Annotated in this window: 17 protein-coding genes; all 17 read left to right on the forward strand. The window is 33.1% G+C overall.

Annotated features, from left to right (window positions below; all coding sequences use genetic code 11):
* Positions 1-41: 41 nt before the first annotated feature.
* The 17 genes from dprA (at position 42) to N4A68_07050 (ending at position 17,765) form a co-directional block, all read left to right on the forward strand.
* Complete coding sequence (gene dprA / locus N4A68_06970; GenBank protein ID MCT4564047.1) at positions 42-1,124, forward strand: DNA-processing protein DprA; 1,083 nt, start codon at positions 42-44, stop codon at positions 1,122-1,124.
* A 243-nt stretch (positions 1,125-1,367) separates the two neighbouring features.
* Positions 1,368-1,739 carry a hypothetical protein gene (locus tag N4A68_06975; protein MCT4564048.1) on the forward strand — a complete coding sequence of 124 codons (372 nt, stop codon included), beginning with the start codon at positions 1,368-1,370 and terminating at the stop codon, positions 1,737-1,739.
* A gap of 639 nt (positions 1,740-2,378) precedes the next feature.
* Entirely contained in the window at positions 2,379-4,442 is a 2,064-nt protein-coding gene (gene topA / locus N4A68_06980; GenBank protein ID MCT4564049.1) for a type I DNA topoisomerase, read from the forward strand.
* A 195-nt stretch (positions 4,443-4,637) separates the two neighbouring features.
* A complete protein-coding gene (gene codY, locus N4A68_06985; GenBank protein MCT4564050.1) occupies positions 4,638-5,417 on the forward strand; it encodes a GTP-sensing pleiotropic transcriptional regulator CodY in 780 nt (259 codons plus the stop codon).
* A gap of 351 nt (positions 5,418-5,768) precedes the next feature.
* Positions 5,769-6,173, forward strand: coding sequence for a flagellar basal body rod protein FlgB (gene flgB, locus N4A68_06990; GenBank protein MCT4564051.1), 405 nt, complete (start codon positions 5,769-5,771; stop codon positions 6,171-6,173).
* 4 nt (positions 6,174-6,177) lie between these two features.
* Entirely contained in the window at positions 6,178-6,618 is a 441-nt protein-coding gene (gene flgC / locus N4A68_06995) for a flagellar basal body rod protein FlgC (protein MCT4564052.1), read from the forward strand.
* 22 nt (positions 6,619-6,640) lie between these two features.
* Positions 6,641-6,931, forward strand: coding sequence for a flagellar hook-basal body complex protein FliE (fliE, locus tag N4A68_07000; GenBank protein MCT4564053.1), 291 nt, complete (start codon positions 6,641-6,643; stop codon positions 6,929-6,931).
* Positions 6,932-7,053: 122 nt separating this feature from the next.
* Positions 7,054-8,604 (forward strand): flagellar basal-body MS-ring/collar protein FliF, encoded by a 1,551-nt coding sequence (gene fliF / locus N4A68_07005; GenBank protein MCT4564054.1) that lies wholly within the window; start codon positions 7,054-7,056, stop codon positions 8,602-8,604.
* Between the two features lie 11 nt (positions 8,605-8,615).
* A complete protein-coding gene (gene fliG / locus N4A68_07010; GenBank protein ID MCT4564055.1) occupies positions 8,616-9,626 on the forward strand; it encodes a flagellar motor switch protein FliG in 1,011 nt (336 codons plus the stop codon).
* A complete protein-coding gene (locus tag N4A68_07015) occupies positions 9,619-10,410 on the forward strand; it encodes a FliH/SctL family protein (GenBank protein ID MCT4564056.1) in 792 nt (263 codons plus the stop codon). Before fliG ends, N4A68_07015 begins: the two co-directional genes overlap by 8 nt.
* Positions 10,410-11,726, forward strand: a complete 1,317-nt coding sequence (fliI, locus tag N4A68_07020; GenBank protein MCT4564057.1) for a flagellar protein export ATPase FliI — start codon at positions 10,410-10,412, stop codon at positions 11,724-11,726. The genes N4A68_07015 and fliI overlap by 1 nt, the downstream gene beginning before the upstream one ends.
* Before the next feature lie 18 nt (positions 11,727-11,744).
* Positions 11,745-12,191 carry a flagellar export protein FliJ gene (fliJ, locus tag N4A68_07025; GenBank protein MCT4564058.1) on the forward strand — a complete coding sequence of 149 codons (447 nt, stop codon included), beginning with the start codon at positions 11,745-11,747 and terminating at the stop codon, positions 12,189-12,191.
* Between the two features lie 5 nt (positions 12,192-12,196).
* Positions 12,197-13,447, forward strand: a complete 1,251-nt coding sequence (locus tag N4A68_07030) for a hypothetical protein (protein MCT4564059.1) — start codon at positions 12,197-12,199, stop codon at positions 13,445-13,447.
* A 61-nt stretch (positions 13,448-13,508) separates the two neighbouring features.
* Positions 13,509-14,954: a flagellar hook-length control protein FliK gene (locus N4A68_07035; GenBank protein MCT4564060.1), complete on the forward strand. Its 1,446-nt coding sequence runs from the start codon at positions 13,509-13,511 to the stop codon at positions 14,952-14,954.
* 14 nt (positions 14,955-14,968) lie between these two features.
* Positions 14,969-16,015 (forward strand): flagellar hook-length control protein FliK, encoded by a 1,047-nt coding sequence (locus tag N4A68_07040; protein ID MCT4564061.1) that lies wholly within the window; start codon positions 14,969-14,971, stop codon positions 16,013-16,015.
* Positions 16,016-16,042: 27 nt separating this feature from the next.
* Complete coding sequence (locus tag N4A68_07045; protein ID MCT4564062.1) at positions 16,043-16,420, forward strand: flagellar protein; 378 nt, start codon at positions 16,043-16,045, stop codon at positions 16,418-16,420.
* Positions 16,421-16,502: 82 nt separating this feature from the next.
* The gene (locus N4A68_07050) at positions 16,503-17,765 is read left to right on the forward strand and encodes a flagellar hook protein FlgE (GenBank protein MCT4564063.1); all 1,263 of its coding nucleotides are present in this window, start codon (positions 16,503-16,505) and stop codon (positions 17,763-17,765) included.
* The last annotated feature ends 57 nt before the right edge of the window (positions 17,766-17,822 follow it).

Below are 17,822 nucleotides of genomic sequence, written 5' to 3' on the forward strand. Positions count from 1 at the left end.
GTTGGAGGACGTTTTTATTAAAAACTAGGAGAAGAAAAATAATGAATGATAAAGATTATATTATTTGGCTTAATTCTGTATATGGAATAGGGCATAGAACAATTGAAGGATTCATAAAATACTTTGGTTCCCTTGAAGGCGTATGGAAGGCACCTGCAAGTGAGATATATAAATTTCCTAAGCTAAGAAAAAAAGTGGCCGATAGATTATTAGAAACTAGAAATAAGGATTTTATAGATAGAAATAGGGAAGAACTAGAATTGAAGAATATAAAATATATGATAAGCAGTGATAAGTCGTATCCTGAAATATTAAGAAATATCAAAGCTGCTCCCCATATACTGTACATGAAGGGTAAAATAGAGAAAGAAGATCACAATGCTTTAGCCATAGTTGGTTCACGTAAGTGTACTTCATATGGTAAAAATATTGCTTATAAGTTCGCAAAGGAATTAGCTGGGTATGGAATTACTATTGTCAGTGGAATGGCATATGGAATTGATTCAGCAGCCCATAGAGGTGCCCTAGACGGTGGAGGAAGAACCATATCCGTTTTAGGATGTGGCGTTGATATATGTTATCCTAAAAGCAATAATAATCTGATGAGAGAAATAATAGAAAATGGTGCGGTAATATCAGAATATCCCTTAGGAACTGAGCCTACTTCTGGAAATTTTCCCAGAAGAAATAGAATAATATCCGGTCTTAGTAAAGGTGTATTAGTTGTTGAAGCCGGACTGAAAAGTGGCTCTTTGATAACAATTGATTATGCCTTAGATCAAGGTAAGGATGTGTTTGCAGTTCCCGGTAATATAAATTGCAGTGTGAGTAAAGGTACAAACAGATTAATAAAGGAGGGTGCAAAGCCTGTTACATGCGTAGAAGACATACTTGAAGAGTACAATATTACTAAAAAAAGCTGTAATGGAGAAGATAAATATAATGATCTTAGTGAATCAGAAAGATTAGTTATGGACATAGTAGAAAAAAAGCAGCCCATACATGTAGATATGATATCTTCCATATTACATTTTAATCCTGCAACAATTAACAGTTTGATTACTATTTTGGAAATAAAGGATCTAATAGAACAATTGCCAGGTAAAATCATTATACTAAAATAATCAAAATTACTTCTTAACTTCACTTATTTATTTTTTTCACATGCCTAACTTAGTCTAAATAATTCTGTTTTTGTTGAAATTATGCTAGTGTTGTGTTATTATACACATTGCCCTGGGAATAAAACTATTTCCATACTAAAGAAATATTCTGAATTTTTTATCTGAAACAAAAAATATTGATTAGTGGAATTGCTAATAGACAATACTAATGGTAATAATATTTTTAACTGAGGAGGTAGAAAGTTGAAGAAATATATTATATTAGTTTTTTCTATAATTATGTGTTTATCAGTAATTGGCTGTGCATCACAAAATGAAGATGAAGTTAAAGATATAAATATGGATGAATTTGAGGAATCCATGTCACGTAAATATGATTTGCAAAAAATAGATATAAAAGAAGATGAATCTAATAAAAAAATGACCATAGAATATTTTTTTAATGCGGGTGCATCGGAAACGGATATGACTGCGGTTAAATTTGAGTCATTAGTTTATTATAAACCCCGTGAAAATAAATATGATATTTTAAATGTAAACATCTACAATAAAGATAATAAACTAGTAAAAAGCTATGAATATGCAGATCAGAAATGGACTGAGACTAACAAATAGCCGCTTGGTAAAGCGGTTATTTCAGATTGTTGACAAAGTCAACAAGATGTCAGGCCGCCTAACAATTCGAAGTTCGAGGCGTGCTGAAACCGAGAGGCCGTAGCGTATACGGACATACGTAAGGATTCTTGGGTGAAGCAACAACGAAGAAATTCGGGTTTTGAGGCAGCCTGAAATAGCCGCTTAGTAAAGCGGTTATTTTATTTGAATTTTTTATAAATTCATAATATAAAGAAGGATTTCTTGTTAATTAATAGAATAATAAATTAATTCCATATTTAGAACAATGAAAGAACATAATCAAATTATGGTAAACTAAATAGAAATAGTTAATAATTTTGTCTTGATAAAAAAATAAGAATTAAAATATACTTCTAATGATTTGATAATAATATAAATGTAGACATAATTACTATTTTAGACTATACTATTTTAGAAGTTATAAAAAAACAGTTGACAAATATCAAAGTTTAGTTATATCCTACAATTGTTAAATAAAAGGCAAAATTATGGAATTGTTAAGTAAAACTAATTAGTAAGTAACAAAATTTTAACAAAAAAAATTGCAATAAGTTTTGAAATTGTTGAAATTTTTTGATATAATAACTTTCATTGTGAAGTAATTTCGGAGGTGCAAAAATGGCAAAAACTCTTGTAATAGTGGAATCACCTGCCAAAGCTAAAACAATAGGTAAATTTCTTGGCAGAAACTATAAAGTGAAAGCCTCCATCGGTCATGTTAGAGATCTACCTAAAAGCAAGTTGGGTATTGATGTCGAAAACGATTATGACCCACAATATATAACTATCAGAGGAAAGGGCCCGGTTATTAAGGAATTAAAATCAGAAGCTAAAAAAGCCGACAAAATATTATTGGCAACTGACCCCGATAGAGAAGGAGAGGCAATATCTTGGCATTTAGCTAATATACTTTCCATAGATGAAAAACAAAAGTGCAGAATAGAATTTAATGAAATTACATCAAAGGCAATAAAAAGTGCTGTTAAAAAACCTAGACCAATAAAGAAGAAGCTAGTGGATGCCCAACAAGCTAGACGAATACTTGATAGGTTAGTAGGTTACAGCATAAGCCCTTTGCTATGGAAAAAAATTAGAAGAGGTCTTAGTGCAGGAAGAGTTCAATCAGTATCTACAAAAATAATTTGTGATAGAGAAAAAGAAATCCTAGAATTTAAACCAAAGGAATACTGGACTATAGATCTGATGCTTAAGGCTTTAGATGGAGAACGAAGGATTGAGGCAAGTTTTTATGGTATAGATGGTAAAAAAACAGAACTTGGGAATGCTCAACAAGTGGAAAACATAATTGAAGATATTAAAAATAATTTATTTAAAGTAAAGGATGTTGAAAAGAAGCTAAAAAGGAGAAAACCCTATTTACCATTTACAACAAGTAGTTTACAACAGGAAGCTTCAAATAAATTTGGATATTCTACTAAAAAAACCATGCTTTTAGCACAGCAGTTATATGAAGGTATAGATATAGAAGGTGAGGGTACAGTTGGTTTAATTACTTATATAAGAACTGACTCAACCAGAATATCAGATGAAGCAAGAGCTGAGACAGAGAAATATATTATTGATGAATTTACTGATAAGTACTTAGCCAAACAAAAACGCAAGGTGAAAAATAAAAAGGATGCTCAAGATGCCCATGAGGCCATAAGACCAACATCCACCCTAAGAACTCCGACAGATATCAGAAATTCGTTATCTAATGATCAATATAACTTATATAAACTTATTTGGCAGAGATTTGTTGCTAGTCAGATGGCGGATGCAACATATAATTCATATAATGTTGATATAGTCAATGATAAATACCTTTTTAAAGCAAAGGGAACTAAGCAGGAATTTGATGGCTTTCTTAAAGTATATTCCTTTGCAAAAATAACTGAAAAAGAATTGCCAGAAGTTAAAGTGGGAGAGGATTTTGAGAATGAAGAACTTATCCCTAAACAGCATTTCACTCAACCACCGGCAAGGTATACAGAAGCTACATTAGTTAAGGAGATGGAAGAAAAGGGCATAGGTAGACCAAGTACCTATTCTCCCACAATATCTACCATATTAAGCAGAGGATATATTGAAAGAGAAAATAAAGCTCTTAAACCTACTGAGCTTGGTATTCTTATTAATGATATATTAGAAAAGCATTTTACAAATATTGTAGATGTTGATTTTACAGCTAATATGGAGTCAGACCTAGATAAAGTGGAAGAAGGGAACATACCTTGGATTGAAGTTATAGATGAATTCTATAGACCCTTTGAAAAGGTTTTAGAAGAAGCAGAAAAATCCATCGAAAAGATTGACTTAACTGAAAAAACCGATGAGATTTGTGAAAAATGCGGTAACTTCATGGTAATTAAACATGGTAGATTTGGAAAGTTTCTTGCTTGTTCAAATTACCCTGATTGTAGTTTTACAAAATCTATTATCAATAAAACTGGTGTAAAATGTCCTCGCTGTAATGGGGATATAGTTGTGAGAAAAACAAAGAAGGGTAGGTTTTTCTATGGTTGTAGCAATTATCCTGAGTGTAATTTTATGACATGGAACCAACCAATTAATAGAAAATGCCCTGAATGTGAATCAATTCTTGTGACCCATAATACTAAAAATAAGAAAGTAATAAAATGCTCAAATAAGGATTGTAAATACAAAGAAGAAGAAAAATAAATATTAAACCATGTAGGTAAATACTTATTGGTGAAATTGCATAATACTAATAATAGAAGCTTTACACCAAATAATCTTATCAGTAGAAAAAGGCGAATGTGCCTTAGTATAAACGAAGTTTAATTATGTGGTACTTTCAGTTGGATAGAATTATGCAATTTGAATATAAAATTATATACAACAAGGAGGAAGATTATGTCAAAAACTCTATTGGAAAAAACAAGGAGACTAAACAAAATACTTCAACAATCTGGAAATACACCTGTTTCTTTCTCAGAGCTATGTGAAACATTAGGAGAAATACTAGATGCAAATGTATATGTAGCAAGTGCTAAAGGAAAGGTATTAGGGGTTAGTCTAGCGGATGCATCGGATTGTCCAGTTATTGTTGATAAAGAAACAAATGATAAAAAGTTTCCTCAAGAATATAACGAGGAATTATTAAAAATTTCTGAAACAAAATACAATATTACTGGGGATGAATTATTAGCAATCTTCAAATATGATATTGAAAGCTATAACAAGCTTGTTACAATAGTGCCTATTAATGGTAGTGGACAAAGACTAGGTACTATGGTTCTGGCTAGACATGGTAATTCATATACCGATGAAGATCTTATATTAGCGGAATATTCTGCTACAGTTGTGGGAATGGAGATATTGAGGTCTAAAAGCGAAGAAATTGAACAAGAAGCTAGAAAGAAAGCAATAGTTCAAATGGCAATTGGAACCCTATCATATTCAGAACTTGAAGCCGTAGAACATATATTTGAGGAATTAGATGGATTAGAAGGATTATTAGTTGCAAGTAAAATAGCCGACAGAGTAGGTATAACTAGATCGGTTATTGTAAATGCATTAAGAAAATTTGAGAGTGCAGGGGTTATTGAATCTAGATCATTAGGTATGAAGGGAACCCACATTAAAATATTAAATGACAAATTACTTGAAGAATTAAAGAATCTTAAAAGATAACAGCCAATTGGCTGTTTTTTTTTATGCGACAAAATGGTATACTTACAATATTGTTATGATAATATATTGATAAATAAAGAATTGGATTATCGAAACCTGTCGGAAATCAAAGGCTTACTTTTATTTTTAGAACTAGAAACTTATATGTCGACAAATTTCTTCTAATATTATTAGTCAAATAGTACTATATTGTAATTAAACTCTAAAATATACTTGATTATGATTAACAAATCATAACAAATAATGTAAAATAATATTATGAAATCTTAAAAAATAAAATAAAAATTAAAAAGGTTTTTTGAATTTTTTGTAGAATTATGACATATTGGAAAAAAAAATGGAGGTTCTTAAATGTTAGGAAAATTAAATAGCAACATTGGTGTTTATAAAAAAGCACTGGATGCATCATGGTTAAAGCAAACAGCGATCTCAAATAATCTTGCGAATGTTAACACACCGGGTTATAAAAGGCAAGATGTAAAGTTTGATTCTATTTTGAAGAATTATATCAGCGATAACTCAATTAAATTAAAGAAGACCCATGTTAACCATATATCAAACAGTGATTTTAGTTCATTGAAGCCCGAAATCACCAGGAAAATGGGAACGAGTCTTAGAAAAGATAAAAACAATGTAAATATAGACGTTGAAATGGCAGAGTTTTCTAAAAACTACATAAAATTCAATGCACTAACTCGTGAATTATCTAGCCATTTGAGTAGAATAAAAATGTCTATTTCTAAAGGAGGCAAGTAGGTAAATGAGTTTTTTTAATTCTATAAATATAAGTTCCACGGGGTTGACAGCTGAAAGACTGCGTATGGATGTGATTTCCAAAAACATTGCCAATGTTAATACAACTAGAACAAGTAGTGGAATGCCCTATAGAAGGCAAGTTCCTATATTTAAAGAAAAAGAGGGTAAGTCATTTTCTAAATTCCTTAGCGAAGCTAAAGATGGATACAATGGAGGAAATGGTGTTGAGGTTACTAAAATTAAGGATGATAAGTCCCCGTTTAAAAAAGTGTATAACCCTGGACACCCTGAGGCCAATGAAAAGGGATATGTATTAATGCCAAATGTAGATATTGTTACAGAAATGATTAATCTAATATCTGCTTCAAGAGCCTATGAAGCTAATGTAACTGCTTTAAATGGCAGTAAAAGTATGGCTATGAAGGCTATAGAAATAGGTCGTTAGAAAATTACTTAGGAGGTAAGCTATGAAGATATCTAATATATATAATTCACAGCTCCTAAATGCTAATATGGATAAAAGCAAAAATATTCCCGATAGTGACTTTAAAAGCTTTTTACTTGACTCAATAGAAAAGTTGAACTCGTATGAAACTAAGGCTCAAGAAATGGGGTTCAAATTTGCTGCTGGTGAAGTAGATAGTATACATGAAGTCATGATTGCATCTCAAAAAGCTGAGATTGCCCTACAACTTGCAATTGAAGTGAAAAGCAAGGTCATGGATGCTTATAAAGAAATAATGAGAATGCAAGTATAATCACAGATTATCCATAGTGCATCTGAAGCTTTTTTAAATTTTTATGAAAAAATCTGTGATAGACTATATATCTGGCAATATTTATATACAAATATTTATTTAGCAATGAATGGAGGATACAAATGGGGGATTCAATAGCAAAGATACAAAACCAACTTAATGAATATTTCCAGTCCCTTGATAAAAAACAAAAGATAATAATTGGTCTTGGTAGTTTTTTTTTGGTGTTAACTTTAGCTTTATCGATTTTCTATATATCTAAGCCCAAATATGTTACTTTATATACTGGTTTAGAATTAGATGAGTCTGGAAAGATTACTCAAAAGCTTGAAGAAGGAAATATACCCTATAAGTCTGGCAATGGAGGGACTTCAATTTCAGTCCCAAAGGAAAATTTAAATAAAGCTAGAATGGATTTAGCTATTGAAGGATTCCCGCGAAATGGGATTACTTGGGATGATGCCTTCAATAGTAATACGTTGACTATGACTAATGAGGATAAAAGAAAAAAATATTTACAGGCGGATATGAATAAGTATGCTAGAATCATTGAAACCATAGATGGTATAAATAAAGCCTATGTTCAACTTACGGTACCTGATAATTCTAATTTTTTAACTGAAGAAATTAAGCAATCTAAGGCATCAATTCTATTGACTTTAAAACCTGGATTTAGATTATCTGAACAAGAGGTCAATGGAATAGTAATGCTTGTAGCTAATGCTGTTGAAGGATTGGAAATGAATAATGTTTCGGTTCATGATAATACGGGTAAAATGTTAAATGATGAAAGTTCAGATGCTGATGGTTACTCCATAAACAAAAAAATGGACATGCAGCAAGCAGTTAAAAATAGGTTGGAAAGAAGTCTTAAAGATTTTTTGACTAAAATATATGGATCCGATAATGTTGACATAATGGTGAATGTCACTTTGGATTTTGATAGAGAAATAACTGATATTAAAGAATTTGGGGCACCGGTTGAAGGTGAAACCATAGGATTAATAAGAAGTATGCAAGAACTCAAGGAAGAAGTTGTTAATACGGCTGAGGGAGGGCCTCCGGGCACTGATTCTAATTCCGATGCTATAACTGAGTACGAGGAAATAGATTCTAATGATTCTAAATTTTCTAAAGAAAATAGAAGTGTGAATTATGAACTTAATGAAATTAGAAGAAATATTGTAAAGGAATCAGGTAATATCAAGGATATAACAGTTGCAATAATATTAAATAAAAAGTCTTTAGAAAATGGTGAATTGACTGATGAACATAAATCGCGGCTCATAAAGCTGGTATCAGCAGCTGGAGGATTAGAAACAAAGATGGTAGAAGTAATGGCACGTGATTTTAGTAGTTCTAATCAAGAAAATTTACTTGCTATAAGCAGTGAGGACAAGCAGGGGCTCATTAATAACATACCTTTCTTAAGTGTTGGAATTATAGCTTTCTTATTTGTTATTGGCGCAGTATTTGCAGCGGTGAGAATCAGAAGGAGAAAAAATGAAGTTAGTGAAATTCTGGATGATTCTAGTGTTGATATTGATGATGTAGAAGAAATAGATGTTGACTTCAATGATAAATCAAGTTATAAATATCAGATTGAAAAGTTCGTTGATAAAAAGCCAGATGCCGTTGCACAGCTACTTAGATCCTGGCTAAACGAAGATTAGGAGTGTTATTAATGACAAGGAAAATGGGATTATCCGGACGTGAAAAAGCGGCGGTTTTATTAATTGCCCTAGGTCCTGACAAATCTGCAAAAATATTTAAACATTTACAGGATGATGAAATAGAAGAACTTACCCTTGAAATAGCTAATATGAGGAAAATACCCGTTGAAGAGAAGGACAGTATAATAGAAGAGTTTTATCAAGTGTGCTTAGCCCAAAACTTTATTTCTGAGGGTGGTATAAACTATGCCAAAGAAGTTCTTGAGAAAGCCATGGGATCAAATAAGGCTTTAGAGATTATAAATAAGCTGACATCCTCATTACAGGTTAGACCCTTTGATTTTGTCAGAAAAGCTGATGCTAGTCAGCTATTAAACTTTATTCAAAACGAGCATCCCCAGACCATTGCTTTAATACTTTCGTATCTAGGCTCCGGTCAAGCTGGACAGATTCTGTCTTCGCTACCTCAAGATAAACAGGCTGATGTAGCTCAGAGAATAGCTACTATGGACAGAACATCGCCGGAAATAATTAAAGAGGTAGAATATGTTTTAGAGAGAAAGTTATCCTCTATGGTGACTCAAGACTATACTACAACTGGTGGAGTTCAGACTATAGTTGATATTCTAAACTCTGTTGATAGGGGTACCGAAAAGTTTATTATGGAGACATTGGAAATACAAGATACAGAATTAGCTGAAGATATCAAGAAAAGAATGTTTGTATTTGAGGATATCATTACCCTTGATAGTGTATCTGTACAAAGGTTTATCAGAGAAGTTGATAATAATGAATTGTCTATTGCATTAAAGGGCTCTACCCAAGAGGTTAGAGATATGATATTTGCAAATATGTCTAAGAGAATGGCTGAAATGATTAAAGAAGATATGGAGTTTATGGGACCTATTAGACTTAGAGATGTTGAGGAAGCCCAACAAAAGATTGTTAATATAATTAGAAAGCTTGAAGAAGCAGGAGAGATTATTTTAGCACGTGGTGGAGGAGATGAAATTATTGTCTAGAGTTTTTAAGTCTTCCCAAGTAATTATTGATAAAAGTGCATATAAGATACCTAATTTAGCTCCACTAAGCAATATATCCTTTAGTAATCCACGTGATGAGTTGTGCAAGGATGACGATGAAGTTTTAGCCGATGATAGCGTAGAAGCTAATGCTGAAGAAGAGGAAGCTTTAATAAGTGAAAGAATTGAAGAAATGAATAGATTGTATGAGGAAACAATTGATAATGCTAAGGAAGAAGCACAAAAAATTCTTTCCCAGTCATATGAAAAGTCTGAAGAGATAATGGAAAAGGCACGTGAAGATGGCTTTGAACAAGGGATAAAAGAAGGTTTTGAAGAAGGAAAGGGGAAAGCCGATAGCATTATTAAAGAGGCTTTAGCCATTAAGAAGCAAGCGGAGGTTAATGCCAAGTCTTTGGTGGGACAGTTGGAAGAGGATATTGTAAAGCTAACTATCTCTACAATTGAAAAAATATTGGATAAAGTGGTTGAGGAAAATCATGATACCATACTTGGGCTTATAAAGCTTGGCTTAGAGAAATGTGCTTTTACAGAAGATTTAGTTTTACGAGTAAGTGTAGAGGATTATGATTTTGCCATAGGCTCTAAGGATAGGATATTAGCCTTAAGTCAAAATATAAATGATATTTCAATTGTTCAGGACAAGTCCTTGAAAAAGGGCGGTTGTATCATTGATACGCCATCGGGAAGTATTGACAGTAGTATAGAAACTCAATTTAATGGAGTTAAAGAAATGTATGAAGAATTACTTAAAAGTGAGTGATGGTTATGTCCATGATAGATAAATATTTCAATGTTTTAAATGACGCAAATTTAATAAAATATAGCGGCAGGGTTTCAAAAATAGTTGGACTGACCATCGAATCCTTAGGACCGGCTGTAGAGATAGGGGAAATATGCTACATATATCCCCTAAAGAGTACAAAACCAATCAAATCAGAAGTTGTGGGGTTTAAAGATGAAATAGTTCTTCTTATGCCCTTGGGAAATATGAATGGGATTGGGCCTGGCAGTAAGGTGGTTGCTACGGGACATGCTTTACAAGTAAATGTTGGTGAGCAGCTCTTGGGAAGGATTTTGGATGGATTAGGTAATCCCATTGATGGTAAGGGTCCATTGATCTGCAAAAAGAAGTATTCCGTTGATAATATGCCTCCTAATCCACTAATGAGAAATAAGGTGTCCGAGCCATTGCCCTTGGGAATTAAGGCTATTGATGGGCTGCTTACATGTGGTAATGGACAAAGGATGGGAATATTTGCAGGTAGTGGTGTAGGTAAAAGTACATTGATGGGCATGATTGCAAAAAATACTAAGGCTGATGTAAATGTCATTGCTTTAGTTGGAGAACGTGGTAGGGAAGTAAGGGAATTCATAGATAATGATTTGCAGGAAGAAGGCTTAAAAAGGTCTGTGCTAGTTATTGCTACATCAGATCAGCCTGCTCTTGTTAGAACAAAAGCAGCCTATATAGCTACTGCCATTGCAGAGTATTTTAGGGATTTAGGTAAAAATGTTATGCTTATGATGGATTCATTGACTAGATTCTCCATGGCTCAAAGAGAAGTTGGACTAGCTGTTGGAGAACCACCTGTTACGAGGGGGTATACTCCATCGGTATTTGCAGTATTGCCTAAACTCCTGGAGCGAGCGGGCAATTCTGAGAAAGGATCTATTACAGCTCTATATACGGTATTGGTTGATGGTGATGATCTAAATGAGCCTATAACCGATGCTGTAAGGGGGATATTGGATGGACATATATTCCTTTCCAGAAAGCTGGCAGGGAAAGGACATTATCCAGCTATTGATATTTTGGATAGTATAAGCAGGGTTATGCCCAATATAGTAAATAATAGGCACTTGGAGGCTGCAAGGATTTTTAGGGAATACCTTTCGATTTATAAGGAGGCAGAAGATCTTATAAATATAGGTGCCTACTCTAAGGGTAGTAATAAAAAGATTGACATAGCCATTGAAAAAATAGATTTATTTAATCAATTGTTAATGCAAGGAGTAGATGAAAGAGTTAGCTTTGAAGACACTCAAAGAACCTTAGAAAATATTACTTTGATATAATAACGAAGGGTGATTGTTATGAAAGGCTTTAAATTTAGATATGAAAGCATCCTTGATCTTATTGATAAAAAAGAAAGTAATGTGAAAAACAAGTTAAGGGAATCCTATAATGTTTTGCATCGTGAAAAGCATAAGTTAAATACGCTGGTCATTAAGGATGATCAATATACTAAGATAATTAAGGAAAAGACTTCGTCGGGTTGCAAGCTCATGACCCTAAGAAATATACAGAGTTATAGAAAGGATTTAAATAATAATATAGTCCTTCAAAACAATGTTATATTCAATAAAGAAAAGGAAATTGACTCAATAAGAAATGAATTATTAAAGATATCAAAAGAGAAAAAGATAATGGAAAAATTAAAGGAAAAGAATCTTGAAGAATTTAAAATGGAACTTAAAAAAGTGGAAGAAAGAAGTATTGATCAGTTAGTTACATATAAAAACAGCTTAATACACAGGTGATGGATATGGAGAAGAAAACAAATCAAACAGAAAAAGAGTTAGGAATTGGAAAAATCTTATTGGTAATATTTATTGTGTTTATTATTACGCCAATGATCATAGTGGGAATTATATACTATACTAATGATAATTTTAGGTTAGAGGCTAATAAATATCTAGTGGTGTTACCGGGACCTTTAGGGGAGCATTTTAAATCATATCCCACTAAGACTGAGCTTGACAAGCAAAAAGTATCTATTGCTAAATATTTGACCCAGATAGATAATAATAGAGCCATAGATAAGCTTACTTTGATTAAGAATGAAGACGAAGTTCTATATAATGACATTATCAAGCTCATGATAAAGCTTAACGGTAATAAAACAAAGGTTATTATGGATGAGATACGAAACAACTTAGTCAAGAAGGATGTTCTTTTAAGAACCGTGGAACAAATTGATGTTGAAAAAGAAAATGAGATTCTTGAGAAAGCGAAATATCTTGAAAGCCTTACACCTATAACTGCTATCAATGAAATAGAAGCTGATATTGAAGAAAAAAGAACTACTTATTCAGAACTTGCCACAATATTTGAAAGTATTAAGGCTGAAAATGCAGTTAACCTTCTAAGGCACATGGATGAAGGAGTAAGGGAGAAAATAATTGATAATTTTGGCTATGATGAAAAGAAGAGAGAGATAAAAGTTCTTTTAAGTACAATCAATGATAATGAATCAAAGCTAAAGTATGCATCAGAAATATATTTGACAGAAAATCCAGAAAAATTAGTTAGCATTATTGGTAATACGGCTACCTATAAGATAGATGATTTAGCTGTTATTTATAAGAATATTGGAGTTATAAAAGGGGCACAAATTCTAGCAAAGCTAGAGGATGATAATTTTGTTCATGAATTAGTAAATGAGATTAAGGAAAGAGAAATTTTGTCAAACGATGAAGATCTATTAACCGAGGATCTTTTGAAGGCCTATAAGATTTATAGGGACTTTGATAAAAATGTAAAGGAATTGACTTCCATATATGAAAAAATGGAAGATAGGCAAATAGCTGAACTTATAAAAAGGATGATAAGAAACAGTACGTCAACTAGAAAATATACACTTAATAGTGGTGAAAGTATATCCATAAGCGATGAAGATTTGGCCTTAACAATTTTAAAGGAATTCAATGAAAGAAAATTAGCAGCTGTATTATCTAACCTAGATAATACCTTGGCCTCAGATGTTACAAAGAAGCTATCACTGCCAAATATATAATACTGTAATTAATGGTTATTAGCCATTAATATATATAATCATTTTAAGGAGGTGAAAAGTGATGAAGGGGAATGTGAATAAAAATCAATTTATGCATAATTTTATGATTGCTAAATCAAATAATACCAATGGGGTAAGGAAAAATTCTTTAAGGGATCAAAATAATGATTTCAAAAAGGTATTAGAAGGTAAGAAGGATAAGGAGCTAGGTAAGAGAGAACCAAAGATTGAATCTAAGGATTCACAAAGTCATGATGATAAAAAAGCAGATGAAACTCAGAATATAAAGGAAAATGATAAAGCAAAGGATACCATCGATTCTAGGGATTCTAAAGAAGAAACAACTTTAGATCAAGCTAAGGATATAAAGAAAAATGATAAAGCGAAGGATTCCAATGAGGAAACAACTTTAGATGAGTTAAATATTGCAATTGAAAATTTAATACAAACTTTACAATCAAATAATATAATTGATGGAGAGAAGTTAAAAGCTTTAATCAAACAAATTGAAAGCATCATGGATTCGTTGAATATTGATGGACTTGATATGGATTCAACCCTTGATTTAAGTAAACTTAAGGATTTGTTAGTGGATTTGAAGCTTTTTAGCAGTTCTGAGCTTATCCATAATGAAGGGCTTAAGGAAATGATTGATAAAAAGCTTGATAAATTGTCAAAACTTATAAAAAATATGGATTCAGCTTCTGATCAATCCCATATACAAACCAATAATGGTGATACTAACCAAGTAAAGGTTCAAAGCTCTAAGTCTGGCAGTTCTAATCCAGATTTGCCAAACCAAGATATGACTAACAGTAGTGATGTAGAAAAAGGATTGTCCAATGAAGAAAGGGAGTTATCCAATGAAGAAAAGGTAAACTCTGAAGGGCGAGAAACAAATACTTCAATGGAAGAAAAGTCAAAGAATCAGTTTGGATTATCCCAAAGGAAAAATCTAAATACCGATACTAATGCTGTAAATAATAATGATATGGAAATGGCTGTCCTTAGGAATATTGAAGTTGATAACTCAAGAAACCCTCAATTAGTTGAACTGAGCAAGGCATCCGCCAACGGTACCCCAAAGCCAGATCAAAATCTTTTTAACCAAATCATGGAAGGTACAAAGCTTTCTATTTCTGAAGACGTATCTGAGATGTTTCTTAAGCTTAAGCCCGATAACCTTGGTAACCTATCAATGAAAATATCCATAGAAAGGGGTATTGTGGTTGCTAGGTTTGATGTGGAAAGTCAGATGGTTAAGGAAACCATAGAATCTAATCTTGAGGATTTAAGAAATGCTTTAAGCGATAAAGGCTTTGAAATTAAGGAATTTAACGTATCTGTTAACAAGGATTCCGATAATCAAGAAAGCAGTTTTTCCTATTTTAGTAAGAAAAAAGCGAAGAAGAACACTCTAGGAAGTAGTGAAATAAAGGATGATAAATATTTTTCAAATCAGCAGAGGATTGAAAGTATTACTTCCTCAATTGACTACTTAGGATAAAGGAGGGATACATCTTGTCTATAAGTGGAGTAAATAGGAGTTATTATAGTGCCGATAGTGGAAGAGCAGGTGGTGCATCTAATGAAGATTCTAAATTATTCAATCAAATATTGAACAATGCTAAGGAATCACTTTCAGAAGACATCTCCCAAATAGTTATCAAGTTAGAACCTAGCAGCCTAGGTAATCTATCTATAAAGGTTTCTGTAGAGGGTGGTATTACTGTTGCTAGATTCGGAACCGAAAATAAAGTTGTCAAGGATGTACTAAATGATCATTTGGAAGAATTGAAAAATATGTTGAATGAAAAGGGCTTTTTAGTAAAGAAGGTCGTAGTGGGCCTTGAATCCGATGATGATGAATCCAATGTTGAAATAGTAAATCAAATTTCAGAGAACATAAAAAACTCGCTTTCCAAAAAGACTCCCGAGATGGTTATAAAGATGAAGCCGGAAAGTCTAGGAGAATTATCTATAAAGGTCTATGAAAAAGATGGTGTGGAATATGCTGAATTTTTAGCCGACAGCCATATAGTGAAAAATGCTGTTTATTCTGACTTTGATAATATAAAGAAGGCTCTTAAGACAAAGGGGTTTGATATTCAAAGGTATGTTGTATCAGTTAAATCTGAGGATGATGGCTCTGAAGGTAATGGAAATGCCAATGTAGAGGAAGATAAAGATCCCAACAAAATGGATAAGGATCTGTTTATGAAATTGCTGGTGGCTCAGATGTCAAATCAAGATCCCCTTAATCCCATGGAGGACAGGGAATTCATTGCTCAAATGGCTCAATTTAGCTCCTTGGAACAAATGCAGGAGGTTAATAAAAATGTTCAGCTAAATAATATCATACTGGATAAAATCAATGAAGCCTTAAATGGACAAAGCAAAAATGTTAATGAAGGCCTATATCATATTAATAATGGTTTAGATAAGCTCACTAAGGATATTAAGGGTTTAAATGATAATCAAAATGAATCCCTAAATAAGGACAAAGAAGTAATAAATCAATTAATAAATATCAATAAAGCCATTAAAGGTTATGGTGATAATAGTTAATGGATTGATGCCATTGGAGGTGAATACTTGGATAGAGTAAGATTTAATAATAATTTGATAATAAATCAAAGCAATATTTCAAAATCCCCTGTTAAATATAATACTCCCAAGAAATCATTTCAAGAAATACTTCATGGAATTGGCAGGCCCGAGGATGTAAAATTTTCCAAGCATGCCCTTGAGAGATTGAGGAAAAGAAATATTGACCTAAGCAGTGAAGATATAAGCAGAATAAATGTAGGGGTTGAGAAGGCCGAGGAAAAGGGTGTTAATGAGGCCCTCATACTTATGGGTAACAAGGCATTTATTGCAAGTGTGAAGAATAGAACCATCATCACCGCCGCTAGTGATGATCAATTAAAGGAAAATGTATTTACCAATATAGATGGAGCCGTAATTGTATAAGCTGGACCTTCCATAAGGGGGCTTTCAATCTCTGACTGATAGAGGAGATTATTTACGGTAAATATAAAGGAGGTCATTTATTATGATGAGAGCAATGTATTCTGGAGTTTCAGGTCTTAGAGTACATCAAGCTAAGATGGATGTTATAGGTAATAACATAGCAAATGTAAATACCGTTGGATTTAAAAGAAGCTCAGTTACATTCCAAGAGGTATTCAGTCAAACCCTAAAGGGGGCAGGTTCTCCCCAGGGTGGTAGAGGGGGTACAAACCCTCAGCAGGTAGGTCTAGGGGTTAATGTGGCTTCAATGTCTGTAAATCATTCAAAGGGTTCCACCATGAGAACCGATTATACCACTGACTTAATGGTAGATGGTAATGGTTATTTTATACTATCTAATGATGTAAATGCTCAAAACCGTTTCTATACTAGGGCAGGTAACTTTAATGTGGACAGAGCAGGATATCTTGTTGCACCGAATGGGTACAAGGTATTGGATGAAAATTTAAAGCCTATACAGATCAATAAGTCTGAGACAAAGGCTGCAACTCCAACAAGCAAGATGCAGATTAAAGGGAATATAAATTTAAATGATTCAGAATATACAACGACTGTAGATGTATATGATAGTTTGGGTGATGTACATACATTTACTATAAAATTCTCGAATTTTGCAGCAACTACAGCACCGACTCTTGGTAGTACTAGACAAATAGAGATAAAAGATGAAAAAGGAACAGTTTTATTTGGAAAGTCAGGTGAAGAAAGGTATATTCAGTTTGATTCGTCTGGAAATTTTTCCCAAATACAAGATGGTACCCCTACACAAATTACTACTCAGGACATAACTTTAGATGTACCTGGAGCGGCAGCCCTAAAGATCACTATTGATGATTCGTCTTTCCAAGATGCTAATGGCAAGCCATTATTAACACAAGTTAGCAATACCTCAGATGCCAAGGGCGTTGCAGTAGACGGTAACTCAGCTGGAACGATCAACGATTTCACCATATCTCCAAATGGAGAGGTAGTTGGTATCTTCTCAAACGGGGAAAGGAAGATTTTATCTAGAATAGGCTTGGCAGACTTCGATAACCCAGCTGGTCTTCTCAAGATAGGCGGCAACATGTTTGTAGATTCACCTAACTCAGGGACTCCTAAGTATGGTACTCCATCAAGCGGCAGCTTTGGTGATCTATCGCCGGGGGCATTGGAGATGTCGAATGTTGACCTTTCACTGGAGTTTACAGATATGATTTCTACACAAAGGGGATTCCAAGCTAACTCTAGGATAATCACTACTACCGATGAGATGCTTCAAGAGCTTGTTAACCTCAAAAGATAAATAGGTAAATGATGGGGATATTTCAAATTGAGGGACTTAATTCATTTTGAAATCCCC

This window comes from Maledivibacter sp. (assembly GCA_025210375.1).
GTDB lineage: Bacteria > Bacillota > Clostridia > Peptostreptococcales > Caminicellaceae > JAOASB01.